The 15572-nt window shown below is 43.2% G+C and carries 13 protein-coding genes; 7 read left to right on the forward strand and 6 right to left on the reverse strand.

Annotated elements, in window-relative coordinates; all coding sequences use genetic code 11:
• Positions 1 to 108 precede the first annotated feature (108 nt).
• The 6 genes from R7F67_RS22505 to proV all read right to left on the reverse strand — a co-directional run bounded on the left by R7F67_RS22505 (position 109) and on the right by proV (position 6524).
• Positions 109 to 492: a hypothetical protein gene (locus R7F67_RS22505; protein WP_005377782.1), complete on the reverse strand. Its 384-nt coding sequence runs from the start codon at positions 490 to 492 to the stop codon at positions 109 to 111.
• 99 nt (positions 493 to 591) lie between these two features.
• Entirely contained in the window at positions 592 to 957 is a 366-nt protein-coding gene (locus R7F67_RS22510) for a VOC family protein (RefSeq protein WP_130546073.1), read from the reverse strand.
• Positions 958 to 1103: 146 nt separating this feature from the next.
• Positions 1104 to 3053, reverse strand: a complete 1950-nt coding sequence (locus R7F67_RS22515; protein WP_193837409.1) for an LTA synthase family protein — start codon at positions 3051 to 3053, stop codon at positions 1104 to 1106.
• A gap of 193 nt (positions 3054 to 3246) precedes the next feature.
• A complete protein-coding gene (proX, locus tag R7F67_RS22520; RefSeq protein WP_054865582.1) occupies positions 3247 to 4254 on the reverse strand; it encodes a glycine betaine/L-proline ABC transporter substrate-binding protein ProX in 1008 nt (335 codons plus the stop codon).
• Positions 4247 to 5332, reverse strand: coding sequence for a glycine betaine/L-proline ABC transporter permease ProW (gene proW, locus R7F67_RS22525; RefSeq protein ID WP_005377778.1), 1086 nt, complete (start codon positions 5330 to 5332; stop codon positions 4247 to 4249). The genes proX and proW overlap by 8 nt, the downstream gene beginning before the upstream one ends.
• A gap of 4 nt (positions 5333 to 5336) precedes the next feature.
• Entirely contained in the window at positions 5337 to 6524 is a 1188-nt protein-coding gene (gene proV / locus R7F67_RS22530) for a glycine betaine/L-proline ABC transporter ATP-binding protein ProV (RefSeq protein ID WP_005377777.1), read from the reverse strand.
• A gap of 438 nt (positions 6525 to 6962) precedes the next feature.
• On the opposite strand from proV, the gene R7F67_RS22535 reads away from it, so the two are divergent.
• The 7 genes from R7F67_RS22535 (at position 6963) to R7F67_RS22565 (ending at position 15497) form a co-directional block, all read left to right on the forward strand.
• Positions 6963 to 8843, forward strand: a complete 1881-nt coding sequence (locus tag R7F67_RS22535; RefSeq protein WP_005377775.1) for a DUF294 nucleotidyltransferase-like domain-containing protein — start codon at positions 6963 to 6965, stop codon at positions 8841 to 8843.
• Positions 8843 to 9589 carry a 3'-5' exonuclease gene (locus tag R7F67_RS22540; protein WP_005385697.1) on the forward strand — a complete coding sequence of 249 codons (747 nt, stop codon included), beginning with the start codon at positions 8843 to 8845 and terminating at the stop codon, positions 9587 to 9589. Before R7F67_RS22535 ends, R7F67_RS22540 begins: the two co-directional genes overlap by 1 nt.
• A 192-nt stretch (positions 9590 to 9781) precedes the next feature.
• Entirely contained in the window at positions 9782 to 11440 is a 1659-nt protein-coding gene (locus tag R7F67_RS22545; protein ID WP_005377772.1) for a BCCT family transporter, read from the forward strand.
• Between the two features lie 314 nt (positions 11441 to 11754).
• Entirely contained in the window at positions 11755 to 12288 is a 534-nt protein-coding gene (gene ectA / locus R7F67_RS22550) for a diaminobutyrate acetyltransferase (protein ID WP_005393379.1), read from the forward strand.
• Positions 12289 to 12322: 34 nt separating this feature from the next.
• Positions 12323 to 13588 (forward strand): diaminobutyrate--2-oxoglutarate transaminase, encoded by a 1266-nt coding sequence (gene ectB, locus R7F67_RS22555; RefSeq protein ID WP_017820939.1) that lies wholly within the window; start codon positions 12323 to 12325, stop codon positions 13586 to 13588.
• Between the two features lie 14 nt (positions 13589 to 13602).
• Positions 13603 to 13989, forward strand: a complete 387-nt coding sequence (locus R7F67_RS22560) for an ectoine synthase (RefSeq protein WP_005377769.1) — start codon at positions 13603 to 13605, stop codon at positions 13987 to 13989.
• Between the two features lie 86 nt (positions 13990 to 14075).
• The gene (locus tag R7F67_RS22565) at positions 14076 to 15497 is read left to right on the forward strand and encodes an aspartate kinase (protein ID WP_017820940.1); all 1422 of its coding nucleotides are present in this window, start codon (positions 14076 to 14078) and stop codon (positions 15495 to 15497) included.
• The last annotated feature ends 75 nt before the right edge of the window (positions 15498 to 15572 follow it).

Consider the following 15572-nt stretch of genomic DNA (forward strand, 5'->3'; position numbering starts at 1 on the left):
TTGGCGCTGGACTAAACAAAGGCCCCCTTTTAGGGGGCTCACACAAAGCCACCTTCTTTAGAAGGTGGTAATTTACTGTTAGCTATGACTTTTAGCCTGTCGCGTATATTAGATTCGTGAGGCGTCATAGCCTGAGGCGAGCAGGAGTTCTCGTTCGTGTTTAATCAGCTGAGCTCGATCTTCAATTAGTTCATTGAGTGCTTGAGATGGCTTACCTGCTAATGCTTTGAACGAAGCAAAAGATTCCGCGGTGTCGATTTTATCAATCATCTGACTGATGACATTACGAGCCTCACACGGGTTACTCGTCGTTGTAAAGTATTCTACTTGCTTTGCTGCCGATTTCATCTCAGTTAATAGCTCAAGCGGGCTACTTTCTTTGGCTACTGCCATGTAGTTATCCAGCACGCGCTTTGCATAAAGCAGTTCTTTGAGGGGGATATCTCTTCCGCTCTCGATTAGGGATTCGCTAAGGATCATACTTGAGCTCATGGGCATTCCTTCTTATTACTACGCCGCTTTTGATGTTTCCTTGAGTCTAATTTATTGAAGTCACATTGGGAATGGGTAAAAAGCATTTTTAACGCATTTTTATTCATTTATGAAAACGCGAATGCGATGCTTATCTGGATCGATAGCCATAAAATTTAACCCATACACTGATGTCGCTGGTGGTTGAACAAACTCAACACCTAGGTCTTTCCAGCGCTTGTAAATGCGCTCTAACGTATGCCTGTTGGGCACTGATAAAGACAACTCGGTACCACCACCTCGAATGCCGCTGTAGGGTGAAAGATTATCTCTTTGCTTGAGTGTCAACGTTAAGCCTTCGGTCAGTGGAATAGCGGCGAAGGTTGGAGACAACTGCGTGACTTTGCGTTCGAACAGTTTCGAATAAAAAACTTGGCTTATGTGGATGTCCTCAACGTAGAGAACGAATGAATTGATAGTCAGCATGGTTTGTTCCTTAATCAATTAGAAATAGTAGGGGCAATCTAACGGAAAGGAACGACAGGAGTTGTCAGTAGCACATTCTCGAAGGTAAGTGAAAGAATAAGAAAAAGGAGCCGTTTAGCTCCTTTTTATCAGCGCAATCATTGGTATTAATGAGTGTTTTTGGAAGAATACCAGTTGTTTTGATACGCTTTAGATGCAAATAATGCGTTTGCTTTTGCACGCTCGATAATAGACTCGTCCACCTCTAGCGGCTTCATGGTTTGGTCTTTAAAGTCGTACGCCAGGGTCGATATCTTTTCACCAGGGGAAAGCACAACGAGATTGTCGCGCGTTAAATAACCAAAGTTTTTGTCGTATTGCATCATTGCGCGTTCATCTTCGCGAGCCAGTGGCTTCGTTAAATCACGACCAATCATCGGTGTTTTAGCATCTACCCCAATTAGAGATAACAGTGTAGGCGGCATGTCTATGTTGTTTGCTATGCGGTCATCTTTACGTGGTTGAATGCCTTTACCAAGGATCAATGCTGGAATGTGAAAGTGCTTAACCGGAACAAGGTTAGCGCCAGAAACACGTGCATCATGATCTGCAATTACAATGAAAATGGTATCATCCCAATAAGATGACTTTTTCGCCTTTTCAAAGAAAGTGCCCAAAGCGTAATCGGAATATTTTACGGCGTTGTTACGCGTCATATGTTCTGAATCGTATGGCTCAATTTTGCCTTGCGGATACTCATAAGGGCTATGATTACTTGACGTAAAAACTAAGCTAAAGAAAGGTTTGTCGCTTTTTGAAAGGCGTTCAAACTCTTCGTTTGCTTTGTTATATAGATCTTCATCGCTAACCCCCCAAGAGCCAACAAAGCTTGGGTTGTTATAATCGTCTTCTTCTACTATTTGATCAAAACCGTTACCAAAGAAGAAAGTTTTCATGTTGTCAAAGTTGGCTTCACCGCCGTAAATAAATTGCGTGTGATAGCCTTGAGCTTTTAGTAAGTCCGCGATAGTAAAGAAACCCGTTTGGCTTTTACTCAGCTTCACTACCGCGCGAGACGGAGATGGAGGAAAGCCCGTGGTTACGGCTTCAATTCCACGGACAGAACGAGTACCAGTGGCGTACATTTGTGTGAACTGCCAACCTTCCTTCATGAGTTCATCAAGGTTTGGTGTTAGAGGCAAACCACCCAAAGCACCGACAAATTGGGCGCCTAAGCTTTCTTGTAGCAAAATCACTAAGTTTTTATGTTTACCTTGGTAAGTCGCGGGGTTACTGTTCATGGTTGGGAGTAATGAAGGGGTGAAGTCGGACTTTGTTGATGAAGTGCGAACTAATTCCAACATCTTTTGAGTGTCCATTTTTCCGTAGAACTGCTCCGCGCTCTTTTCTGACTTCATGCTATTAACCGCAAACAACAATGAGTAAGATGAGTTCAGTGCTAAGTCGTTAAGCAGTGGATCGTTAGAAAAGGCGACCATAGCAGGATTTAGCGGGCGGTGACCTAAAGATGAGCGAGCACCTGCAACCCCAAAAAGAACAACGAAAAGTGCCAATAGTGGTCGCCATTTCCAGTTGACCTGCTGCGCCTTATCGGTCAGTTTCTTACTCCACTTCCAACCTAAAGTGATGGTTAAAACTGTACCTAACGCACCAATAAACAGTTCTAATTTGTAGCCAGTCCAGAGCATACTCAAGACTTCTTTTGGGTAGATTAAGTATTCCACAAACAGGCGGTTTGGACGTAGGTCGTATTCCTGAATGAATGGCGCTGTTGCGAGCTCCATGTATACAAGCACCCAAAGCCCTAAAACCATCCATATGCGTAATATTCGCTTCCAACACTCTCCCATCTTACCGGTTAATGGCATGAAGGTTGAAAACAGTGCTGGAAGAATAAATAACCAGCAAAGCGTTGCAATATCTACGCGCAAACCTTGACCTAGGATGTAAATTAAGTCGTTTAGAGAGTCAATACGGTCAATCTGCCAAAAAGCTAGCAAAACTCTTGAGATAGACAGAAATAGAAGTGAAAACAAAGAAAAGGCAGCAATTGGCTGCAAAGGCCCCCACACAGAGCTCTTTGATAAGTTTTTCATATTTATTCGAATAGTTTAATTGTTATGTTGTGTTGTTTTTAGCAAAGCAAGCGTGAAATAAACGTGAATTATAATGTGGGTTTATGGTCGAGTAGTGTAAGTGTTGGTATGTCTATGTAAGGGGGAGGGGCGTTTGTGTAAAAAAGAGCCAGTTGATAACACCAACTGGCTCTAGAGATTGATAAAGGCATGATTACATTGCGGCTTTCTTCGCTTCTTCGACCCATGCGTCGAACTTTTTCTGGTTCGCTTTGATCCAACCATTTACATGAGACTCGATGTCCGCTGAGCTGTTCTTACCTTGGCTCATCATCATATTCTGAGCACTAACATCATTGATATTTAGTTTGATGATTTCAAATAGCTTCGCAGCAGCAGGGTTTTTTTCCGTAAACTCTTTATTGGCAACGATGCGCATAGAGTTCATCTCGAAGCCGTAGTTCTTACCGTTCTCTAGTGTCGTATCAATGTCCTTACGCTCACCAGGAAGTGAAGAGAATGGCACTTCTAACCACACAACATCTTTCCCTGGAACTAAAACGCCACTTACCCAGTACGGTGTCCAAGTGTAGTAAAGAATCGGATCGCCTTTTTTGTAACGTGAGATCGTATCAGCGATAATCGCCGCGTAGTTACCTTGGTTGTGTGTTACTGTGTCACGAAGTTTGAAAGCATCCAACTGATGCTCAACAACCATTTCACACCCCCAACCTGGGTTACAACCAGTTAAGTCCGCTTTGCCATCGCCGTTTGCATCGAATAGCTTCGCCAATTTTGGATCTTTTAACTGACCAATGTTCGTGATGTTATATTTTTCCGCGGTTTTCTTATCGATCAAATAACCTTGCGCAGCACCACTTACGTATTGGCCTTTACGGAAGAACTTATCATCACCGCCCGACATCGTGTACTTATCGGCGTGAAGAGGGAACCAACCAACCGCTAAGAAAGTAGCATCACCTTTAGCAATAGAGGTGTAGCCTACGTTGTAGTCCACTTCTTTGGTCGGTTTAACATCGTAACCAAGCTCTTCAAGTGCGCGGTTTACGATCAACGTTTGAAATGTTTCTTCTGCAACGGTTGATTGAACAGGCTGAACAGTGACACCTTCACCCGGTAGTTCACTTGCCACACCATAAGTTGAAAATGCGATAGTACTTAGAGCTCCAACAGAGAGCGCTTTCTTCCATGAATTATTCATTGATGTTTCTCCTAAGTTTTAGATCGTCTTGGTTCGTCTTTGTTTTCAGTTTTAATAGGTATGAAACAGGACCTGTGTGATACCAGCGAAGTTTAGTGTTGCCCGCATTAACCCCTAACACCTGGGTGATACGGTCTAACAAAATCGCAAGAATAACGATGCCTAAGCCACCAACGGCAGCAAGACCCATATCAAGTCGGCCAATACCACGAAGTACCATTTGGCCTAAGCCGCCAACAGCAATCATTGAAGCAATCACTACCATAGAAAGTGACAGCATTAAGGTTTGGTTTACACCTGCCATGATGGTTGGTAACGCCAACGGTAACTGGATGCGATAAAGCATCTGTTTTTTGTTTGCCCCGAAAGAGTGGCCAGCTTCGATAAGCTCTTCAGGTACTTGCTGAATACCCAAAATAGTCAGGCGCACAACGGGAGGCAGGGCGAAAATGATCGTTACTACTACGCCAGGAACGTTACCAATACCAAACAACATAACAATTGGCACAAGGTAAACGAACGCGGGAGTCGTTTGCATTGCATCTAATATTGGCCTAACAAATTTGGCAGCGGTTTGGCTCCTTGCCAACCATATCCCCATTGGTAGCCCTATAAGCAAACAGAAGAAAACGGCGGTTAACACCAGTGCTAGCGTTGTCATCGCTTGTGACCACGCACCAATTAGGCCGATGAAAACAAGGGATACAAGAGTAGAAAAACCAAGTTTTACATTGGAAAACTGCCACGCTAGCAAAAATAAAATGAGTACCATTATAGGCGCAGGTGTAGACACCAAAGCAGTTTCAAACGACGTTAGAATAAAGTCGATTGGAACTCGTATTGCTTGGAAAACAGGTCGACCATGTTCCACCAGCCAGTTCAAACCGGACTCTACCCAGCTATCGAGGGGTAAAACCGCATCTTGGAATGGGTTCATAATATCGAATGGTGCTTGCTCTACAGTTTCTGAGTTGAGCCAATCATTACTTGGCGCGGCCTCTGTACCTTGCGACCAAGGATCATCTTGCGCAGGAGCAGTATTTGACCAGGGATCATTGTTAGTTTGCTCTGAAGACATCGTGTTAATCCTTATCTAGTGTTTGTAGAAGACGTGATTTAGTCACGACACCAAAGTAAGTTCCTTTCTCATCTACGACAGGCACGGCATAAGGAACACCAGCAACCAGACCCAAAATGTCATTAATTGACTGATCAGGCTGAAGAGTAACTTCATCCGGTAATTGAGCACTGGCTAACGAACGGTTTTCTTTATGAGCCAAACGTAGTGAATCAAGAGATACGATGCCGGAATATCGGCTAGATTTATCGACGACAATACCGTAATCACGGTCGTGATCCATCAGAATCTGCATCGCAGAGCCTGGACCGTCATTTTCCGATTTCTTAAAAACAGCCGCTGGCTTCTTGCGCGCGATATCTTTTGCTGTCAAGACACTTGCGATGTTTACGCCGCGGAAAAACGCTTCGACATAATCATTTGCTGGACTGTGTAATATTTCATCAGGTGTACCAACCTGAACAACCTCACCGTTTTGCATGATGGCGATACGGTCGCCAATGCGCATTGCTTCATCCAAATCATGAGAAATGAAGACAATTGTGCGTTTGTCATCGTTCTGTAGACGAATAAGCTCATCTTGCATCTCAGAACGGATCAATGGGTCTAAAGCGGAAAACGCCTCATCCATTAATAGGATGTCTGGATCACAAGCTAACGCTCTCGCTAAACCAACGCGCTGTTTCATACCTCCGGATAATTCGTCAGGGAAAGATTCTGCATAAGGGTCTAAACCCACTCTTTCTAAGGCGGAAAGGGCACTTTTCTGACGCTCATTAACGTCGATGCCGGCAAGTTCTAAACCAAAGGCGGCATTTTCAATCACCGTCATGTGTGGCATGAGTGCGAAACTTTGAAACACCATTGAGATATTGTTACGACGAACTTCTCGAAGTTCATTTTCGGAGATGTGGGCGATATCTCTTCCTTTGAGATAAACACTACCTTTAGTCGGCTCAATGAGCCGGTTAAGAAGTCGAACAAGGGTGGATTTCCCGGAGCCAGAAAGGCCCATGATTACGAAAATTTCCCCTTCATTTATGGTGAGAGATACATCGTTTACGCCGACTGTTAAACCTGTCTGTTCAAAAATACCGTCTTTATCGACGCCTTTGTCGATAAGCGAGAAGGCTCTCTCTGGGTCTTCTCCAAACACTTTATACAGTCCCTTAACTTCCAGTATGGGATCCATGTTATCTGTCCTTTTTCGTGTGTTTATAACTGTTTAACGATTTGTACTCTAATTAATTTTAGTTCAACTTTCAACGAAAGGGGGTTGGTTAACTAGTTCTGCCGTGCATAGAGAATTCGTTGAGCAAGGTGTGTTCAATTCTTGCTTTTTATATTTAAAACAATTGCTTGTGATGTGTTTTTATCCACCATAACGTTGCCCTGACGTAGGGTTGAATTTATTTTGAATTTTTTTGTACATTTCAACTCAACTCGCTTGCATAGATATAAGCTGTGATAGCTTAGAACTCTACATGTAAAAAGGTTAGAGCTCTAATTTTTGGTTAAGGCTTGGTCCTGTGAAATCGGTTAGGTACTGTTATCCTTAGATTTATTTATTGCTTGATTTCACTCAGGGTGATATTTATCGCTGTAGTTTAGGCAACGTATGGAATAAAAAATGGAAGCCGAACAGTTAGAAGTGCTCAATTTCATTAGCCAGTACCCACCTTTTGATGACCTACCTGAAGAGCAGCTTAGAAAAATCGCTCTCAATGCCGAGGTTGCATACTTTCGGCAAGGAACAAAAATCCTTAACTTCGGAGATACGATCCGCGACTTGTATATGGTGAGAAGTGGGGCGGTAGAGATTTATCGGCGTAAAGGTGAACTTTACAACAGGATTGATGCTGGTGGACTGTTTGGTCAGATGGGGTTGTTGATGAACAACCGCGTACGGATGCCAGCCAAAGCGATAGAAGACACTCTCGTTTACTGTATTCCGGAAAACATCTTCAATGAACTTTGTGATGAGTTTGAAAACTTTGCGGACTACATGGAACTGGAAGATAGCGCGCGTTTGCGAAGCGCAATATCTAGCCGATCTGAAAGCAATGACTTTACCACCGCTAAGGCACGTAAAATCTTAGCAAGAGATCCAGTAACTCTGGAGGCAACGGCTTCAATTCAGGAAGCTGCAATACTCATGGCAGAGGAGAATGTCACCTCTCTGCTCATTATTCGCCCGACAGAGGAGCTCACAGAAGAAGATGACGAACAGCTGCTTGGAATATTGACTGATCGCGATCTTTGCATTCGCGTACTAGCTCAAGGTATTGATACCAATATTCCAGTGAGTGAGGTCATGAGTTATGACGTTGTTTCATTGGATTATAACGCCTATGTGTTTGAGGCCATGTTAACTATGTTGCGTTACAACGTGCATCATTTACCAATTTTAAAAGATAAAAAGCCGATAGGAATTATTGGCATGACGGACATCGTTCGTTACGAATCTCAGAACAGCCTATTGCTAGTGAGCTCTATTTTTCAGCAAACCAGTGTCGAGGATCTCAAGCAGGTTTCTGAACAAGTAAAAGACTGTTTCGTAAGAATGGTCAATGAAGATGCCAACGCGCACATGATTGGTCGAGCCATGTCGGTTATAGGCAGTAGTTTCAAACAACGCCTCGCTGAATTAGCTGAGCAAGAGTTCGGCCCAGCGCCCATTCCTTATTGTTTAGTCGCAATGGGTTCAATGGCGAGGGATGAGCAGCTAATTGTAACGGATCAAGATAACGCGCTTATTCTCGATAACAGTTATGACGTTGAGATTCACGGAGAGTACTTTGAAAAGTTTGCTAAATTTGTTTGTGATGGTTTAGCGGCATGCGGCTATGCTTATTGTACTGGAGACATTATGGCTACCAACCCAGAATGGCGAAAAACTCGTGCAGAATGGGAAGAATGCTTTGGAAACTGGATAGACAATCCAACCCCTGAGAGATTGTTAAATAGTAATATCTTTTTTGATCTCCTCGGTGTGCATGGGCGAGTGAAATGGGCGGAGCAATTAAGCAGCTTTATTGTGAGACGAGCGAAAAGAAATAACCGCTTTCTTGCTTGTATGGCGTATAACGCAATACGTAGGACGCCTCCACTGGGCTTTTTCAAAGACTTTGTGATGGAGAAAGATGGTCGTCATCGCAACTCGATTAACTTGAAGCGAAGGGGGACGGCTCCGTTGGCCGATTTAATACGGGTGCATTCTCTGGCAATCGGTTCGCGATCGCAAAACTCTTTCGACCGTTTAGATGACATTAATGATGCTGGCATTTTACCGAAAGGTCGAGGTTTGGATTTAAGGGATGCGATGGAGCTAATCTACATGGTTCGAATTCGTCACCAAGCCCTTGATATAGAAAATGGAGAAGAGCCAGACAACAATATTGAGCCGGAGAACATGTCTGAATTTGAACGTCGAAACTTAAAAGCAGCATTTCAAATTCTAAGTAACGCTCAGAACTTCATTAAGTTTCGATACCAGAGAAGTAGCAAATAATGTGGTTCTCAAAAAAAGTAGAAAAAGAACAGCCGTTGTTGGATACATCCCAGACGCCAGAGTGGTCAATGTTGTTCAAACAACTAGCTAAAGAAGCGAAAGACGAGAGGCTCAAACGCTACTATTCGACACCGATGGTTAATGGGGAAACACCAATTGAACAAGTGCCATTTGTCTCGGTAGACTTTGAGACAACAGGATTGAACTCGGAAGAGGATGTCATTCTCACGATCGGACTTGTGCCGTTCACTATTGATCGTGTTCAATGTAATGGTTCTGCTCATTGGGTCGTTAACCCAAACAGAGAGTTAAACCACGAGTCTGTCATTATTCACGGTATCACTGACTCTGAGGTTAAAAACGCGCCGCAGCTGTCTCAGATCTTGGGTGAAATATTGGATGCGTTGTCAGGCAAAGTGGTACTTGTTCACTACAAGAACATTGAAAGGCAGTTCTTTAATAACGCCTTGCTAAATAGCATCGGAGAGGGGATACAGTTTCCTGTTGTTGATACGTTAGATATTGAGTATGCGATACAACGCCGTGAATGCAGAGGTTTTATCAATAAGTTGAAAGGCAAGAAACCCGGTTCTGTACGATTAGGGTACGCTCGTGAAAGATATGGCCTCCCTGCTTATCAACCTCACCATGCCCTGACGGATGCGTTAGCAACTGCGGAGCTGTTTCAAGCACAACTGCAGTATCACTTTAATCGAAACATGCCAATATCTTCGGTTTGGCAATAGGCGTTATTTATGGTGAAAACAATAAAATGCAATGAGAGATAGGGGGCTTTAAGATTATGATGGCGGATTGAGTAACCGCTTATAAGAACAATGTTTTATGAACATGTGCTTGGTAGTGATGAAGACGTTTCATTACTCGAACTCCGACGAAAGTAATTTAAACTTGGTCACGTATTTTTAAGGAGATTATCCGTGAGCACCGATAATAACGGTGGCATTCAACGCCCCGATGGAAAAGTAAACGCAATAGATACTGACTATCAAATTGGTCAGGATAACGTTGCGCTAAAGGTAGGCCCATTTGGCCTTGATATTCACAACCGTGTTTTTGCAATTTCTGGCTTAGCAATCGTCATGTTTGTTGTGATAACACTATTATTCCGAGAACAGGTAGAGCCGTTTTTTGCAGACCTACGAGCGGGTTTGTTACACAATTTAGACTGGTTTTTTCTCGCTTCAGGTAATATTTTTGTCATTGTCTGTGTCGGATTGATCTTCACACCATTGGGCCGTGTGCGAATCGGTGGTACTGAAGCAACACCGGATTACTCCTATGCCGGATGGTTGGCAATGCTATTTGCTGCAGGTATGGGCATTGGTCTCGTATTCTTCGGGGTATCAGAACCGATGTCCCATTTTAGTTCTGCGATTGGTGGCGTGAGCGTTGAGAATGGTGTACGTACTGACTGGGCACCGCTAGGTGGTGCAGAGGGCGATGCAACTGCAGCTTCGGCATTAGGGATGGCTGCGACGATTTACCACTGGGCACTTCATCCGTGGTCAATATACGCGCTCTTGGCTCTTGGACTGGCTATCTTTTCATTTAACAAAGGTTTGCCACTCACTATGCGCTCAATTTTTTACCCTTTGTTTGGTGAGCGTGTATGGGGTTGGACTGGTCATATTATCGATATTCTTGCAGTGGTAGCGACGGTTTTTGGTTTAGCAACATCGCTAGGCTACGGTGCATCTCAAGCCGCAACGGGTTTGAACTTCCTGTTTGATGTCCCAATGACCAATACCACGCAGGTCATATTGATTATTGGTATTACTGCGCTCGCTTTAATCTCTGTTGTGGCTGGACTCGATAAGGGCGTGAAAATCTTATCTGAAATCAATATGGGTCTTGCAGCACTGCTATTGCTATTTGTTATTGTTGTTGGCCCGACGATTGCGATTTTAACTGGTTTCTTCGAGAACATCGTTTCCTATGTGGCTAATATCCCTGCCTTATCTATGCCATTTGGACGAGAGGATGTGAATTACTCTCAAGGCTGGACGGCGTTTTACTGGGCGTGGTGGATTTCTTGGTCACCATTTGTGGGTATGTTCATCGCACGTGTGTCTCGCGGTCGTTCAGTTCGTGAGTTTATTATTTGCGTTATTCTTATCCCATCTTCAGTTTGTGTGTTATGGATGACGGCTTTTGGCGGTAACGCAATTAGCCAATACGTTAATGATGGCTACGAGGCGGTGTTTAACGCAGAACTACCTTTAAAACTTTTTGCCATGTTAGATGTTATGCCATTGGCTGAGATAACATCTTTTGTCGGCATTATCTTAGTCGTGGTGTTCTTCATTACCTCTTCTGACTCAGGATCACTGGTTATTGATACTATTGCTGCGGGCGGTAAGGTCGATGCACCAACGCCACAACGCGTGTTCTGGTGTACGTTTGAAGGTTTGGTTGCGATTGCATTGATGTTGGGTGGTGGTCTAGCTGCTGCTCAAGCAATGGCGGTGACGACTGGTTTACCGTTTACTATTGTTTTACTTGTTGCAACGGTATCTTTGATAAAAGGTTTGATGGATGAACCTCGTCCAAAGGCGGTTTCTAAGAAATCAAAATAACTAGTATCAGCAGTTAAATTATTGATAAAAGCGGTATGCGAAAGCATACCGCTTTTTTTTGGATTTCTATTTTTCTCTGAGAAATGAACAGCATGGAAAACGGTCTTATTCTGGTTGTTTTTTGTACTGTGCATTTAGGTGACTATTTAATAAATTAGACCTCGAACTATTTTAACTTTTGGTTAATAGGTTTGTTTTTGTGATTTGAATCACAAAAATACCGATAAAAAGGCGGATTATTTGATTTTTAGTCGCGAGGGATGCCCATAATAAAAAGGAAATTTAATTAGACCTCAAAGGATATGTATTTTCACATGATCACATCAGCACCTTGGGTCCTTTATCCAGAGATTGGAGAAGACTCAAGTAAAAAATGGATTTTTCGTGAGCCTAAAATCTCTGATGGTGACGACATTTACAGCTTGATTGCAGACTGTCCTCCATTGGACATGAACTCATCTTATTGCAATTTCCTACAGTCTACGCATTTCAGCAAAACCAGTATTTTGGTTGAGCAAAAAGGCGAAATCGCAGGTTTCATTTCCGGTTATCAGAAACCAGACGAGCAAGACGTTTTATTTGTCTGGCAAGTTGCAGTCTCACCTCGCTTTAGAGGTCATGGTTTAGCATTCCGCATGTTGAAAGAACTTCTCACCCGAGAGGAATTAGGCGGTGTTAAATCGGTAGAAACTACCATCACGGAAGATAATAAAGCCTCTTGGGCACTGTTCAAAAAGTTAGATGCGATGAACGGCAATTCTGGCCAAGTAAGCACATTTTTGGATGAAGAAGCCCACTTTAAAGGCAAACACGATACAGAATATTTGTATCGCATTCCTCTCAAATAATCCTCAAACAATAGGAAATAAAAACGGTCTCATCATGGATATTTTCAAAAAGCAGGAATCCAACGTACGCTCATATTCAAACAATTTCCCGGTCGTTTTTCGTAAAGCGAAAGGCTGCTGGCTAGAAACAGAACAAGGTGAACGATACTTAGACTTCCTTGCTGGAGCGGGATCTCTAAATTACGGCCATAACAATCCAGTACTAAAACAAGCGTTGCTTGAGTACATTGAAATGGACGGTATTACTCACGGTTTGGATATGCACTCAGAAGCGAAAGCATCGTTTCTGGAAGCGTTGGATACTTACATCCTTAAACCAAGAAACTTGGATTACAAGGTTCAGTTTACGGGCCCAACAGGTACTAACGCTGTTGAGGCGGCATTGAAGCTGGCTAAAAAAGTAAAAGGCCGCGACAGCGTCGTTGCGTTTACTAACGGTTTCCATGGTTGTACTGCTGGCGCACTGGCTGCAACGGGTAACCAGCATCACAGACAAGGTAACGGTTCTAGTCTAAGTAACGTCACTCGTATTCCATTTGAAGGTTACGCTGGCGTAGATGGTCTTGCGCTGTTCGAAACCATGCTAAATGATAACTCTGCAGGTATGGATAAACCAGCCGCTGTACTTCTTGAAACTGTGCAGGGTGAAGGTGGTTTAAATGCTGCTTCAAACGAGTGGTTACAACGTTTGAGCAAAATCTGTAAAGCCAATGACATTCTTGTGATTGTCGATGACATTCAAGCAGGTTGTGGACGTACCGGTACTTTCTTTAGTTTCGAGCCGTCTGGTATCCAACCGGATATCGTGACGCTATCGAAGTCGATCGGTGGTTACGGTTTGCCGATGGCTGTCGTATTACTTAAGCCTGAGCTTGACCAGTGGAAGCCAGGCGAGCATAACGGTACGTTCCGTGGCAATAATCACGCCTTTATTACTGCTGCAAAAGCACTAGAAATTTACTGGGCAAACGATGATTTTGAAACACACATCAAGCAGTGTTCAGACAAGGTGAGTGCAGTGATTGACCGTTGTGTTCGTCGCTTTCCACAAATGTTTGTGCAGAAAAAAGGCCGCGGCATGATGGTTGGTATTGAATGTATCAATGGTGACATGGCATCTGAAATCGCGAAAAACTGTTTCGAGAATGGAATGGTGATAGAGACAGCGGGTCCAGACGATGAAGTTGTGAAGTTCTTCTGTCCACTAACCATCAGCGAATCAGAGCTAGATCAAGGACTAAGCATCTTTGAAAATGCAGTAGAGACTATCGCTGCGAAACATTTCAAACAAGCATCTTAATAAGGATTTTAATTATGATCGTCAGAACTCTAGATGAATGCCGCAACAGCGAACGACGTGTTGTTTCAGATAACTGGGAAAGTGTCCGCATGTTGTTGAAAGACGACAACATGGGTTTCTCTTTCCACATCACAACGATTTATGAAGATACAGAAACTCATATTCACTATCAAAACCACCTTGAATCGGTGTTTTGTATGAGTGGTGAAGGTGAGATTGAAGTTGTAGGTGGAGAAACGTACCCAATCAAACCAGGTACATTATATATCCTTGATAAACACGATGAGCACTACTTGAGAGCTTATAAGAATAAAGAAATGGTAATGGCGTGTGTGTTTAACCCACCGATTACTGGCGCTGAAGTGCACGATGAAAACGGTGTTTATCCTCTCGTTGACTAAAAGATGATGGTGGGGTGCTTTGCCACCCCACACTTTACTATCTCTTCTTTTTTCTTTTTAAAGTTACCAATCAAAAAAGGCTTATCATGACATTTACCGTAGAAAAAATCGGCGGTACATCAATGACAGCATTTGATGCTGTTCTCGACAATATTATTCTTCGTCCCAAAACACCATACAATCGTATTTTTGTCGTATCTGCATACGGTGGTATGACCGATGCGCTGCTCGAGTGTAAAAAAACCAGTAAACCAGGCGTTTATCAGCTTATCGCGAAACGCGACGACAAATGGGAAGAAGCGTTAGCGTACGTTGAAAGCCGTATGTTGCTGACCAATGAAAATATTTTTGCGGACCCAATGAATCGTATCCGTGCGGATAAATTCATTCGCTCCCGCATTGCTGAAGCGAAAAACTGTATCGCGAATATTTTAGAAACCTGTCAGTACGGTCAATTTTCGTTGCGCCAGTACTTGCCTCAAATTCGAGAGTTTCTCTCGTCTATCGGTGAGGCACATAGTGCTTACAACACAGCACTAAAACTAAAAAATATGGGTATTAACGCTAAGTTCGTTGACCTGTCTGGTTGGGATAATCAAGCGCCAAGAAGCCTTGATGAGTCGATCAGTGACGCGTTTGCTGATATCGATGTATCAAAAGAACTGCCAATCGTGACAGGTTATGCTTACTGTAAAGAGGGCCTAATGCACACTTATGACCGAGGTTATAGTGAGATGACATTTAGCCGAATTGCAGCAATAACAAAAGCGGATTTAGCAGTAATTCACAAAGAGTACCACTTGAGCTCAGCAGACCCACGCGTTGTTGGCCCTGAAAAAGTATTACCAATTGGTAGTACAAACTATGACGTAGCAGACCAACTTGCTAACCTTGGCATGGAAGCGATTCACCCAAATGCCGCTGCGGGTTTACGTGAAAGTGGTATTGAGCTACAGATTAAAAATACATTCGAACCTGAACACGAAGGTACTTTGATCTCTTCAAGCTACCGCCCAGAAGAAGACAAAGTCGAGATCATCGCAGGTAAAGAAAAAGTATTTGCACTGCATTTGTTTGACCAAGCAATGGTAGGAAAAGCCGATAACGTTAGTTACGAATTGATGGAAATCATCTCCGATGCTCGTGTAAGTTTGGTTGGTAAAGAGATGAACGCTAACTCTATTACTTACTATCTAGGTGGCAGTACTGATAGCTTAAACAAAGTATTGTATAAAGCCGAGAAACGTTATCCGAATGCCTCGATTAAAGGTCGTATGGTCGCGCTTATCTCAGCCATCGGTTCTCAAATTGATACCAACAAGACGTTGGCGAAAGGTGTGCTTGCATTGATGAATAATGGCGTTACGCCAGTTGCACTGCACTCATCATTGAGAAATGTAAATGTTCAATTTGTTGTCGGTGATAAGGAATACCAGCACGCGATTTGCGCATTGCATGATGAGTTTTTCCAAAGTAGCAGTGTAGCTAAATCGGTTAATGTGGCTTAGTTTATCCACGGTTAAAATACAAAGGAGAGCAGGTTAGCTCTCCTTTTTTTGTTTTTCAGTTTGTACTCACAATGC

Source organism: Vibrio sp. YT-17 (assembly GCF_033337375.1).
GTDB classification, from domain to species: domain Bacteria; phylum Pseudomonadota; class Gammaproteobacteria; order Enterobacterales; family Vibrionaceae; genus Vibrio; species Vibrio alginolyticus.

What these genes read in the sequence shown, in the direction of transcription:
- R7F67_RS22505 (WP_005377782.1), bottom strand. Translation starts at nt 492, where the DNA reads ATGAGCTCAAGTATGATCCTTAGCGAATCCCTAATCGAGAGCGGAAGA.
- R7F67_RS22510 (WP_130546073.1), bottom strand. Translation starts at nt 957, where the DNA reads ATGCTGACTATCAATTCATTCGTTCTCTACGTTGAGGACATCCACATA.
- R7F67_RS22515 (WP_193837409.1), bottom strand. Translation starts at nt 3,053, where the DNA reads ATGAAAAACTTATCAAAGAGCTCTGTGTGGGGGCCTTTGCAGCCAATT.
- proX (WP_054865582.1), bottom strand. Translation starts at nt 4,254, where the DNA reads ATGAATAATTCATGGAAGAAAGCGCTCTCTGTTGGAGCTCTAAGTACT.
- proW (WP_005377778.1), bottom strand. Translation starts at nt 5,332, where the DNA reads ATGTCTTCAGAGCAAACTAACAATGATCCCTGGTCAAATACTGCTCCT.
- proV (WP_005377777.1), bottom strand. Translation starts at nt 6,524, where the DNA reads ATGGATCCCATACTGGAAGTTAAGGGACTGTATAAAGTGTTTGGAGAA.
- R7F67_RS22535 (WP_005377775.1), top strand. Translation starts at nt 6,963, where the DNA reads ATGGAAGCCGAACAGTTAGAAGTGCTCAATTTCATTAGCCAGTACCCA.
- R7F67_RS22540 (WP_005385697.1), top strand. Translation starts at nt 8,843, where the DNA reads ATGTGGTTCTCAAAAAAAGTAGAAAAAGAACAGCCGTTGTTGGATACA.
- ectA (WP_005393379.1), top strand. Translation starts at nt 11,755, where the DNA reads ATGATCACATCAGCACCTTGGGTCCTTTATCCAGAGATTGGAGAAGAC.
- ectB (WP_017820939.1), top strand. Translation starts at nt 12,323, where the DNA reads ATGGATATTTTCAAAAAGCAGGAATCCAACGTACGCTCATATTCAAAC.
- R7F67_RS22560 (WP_005377769.1), top strand. Translation starts at nt 13,603, where the DNA reads ATGATCGTCAGAACTCTAGATGAATGCCGCAACAGCGAACGACGTGTT.
- R7F67_RS22565 (WP_017820940.1), top strand. Translation starts at nt 14,076, where the DNA reads ATGACATTTACCGTAGAAAAAATCGGCGGTACATCAATGACAGCATTT.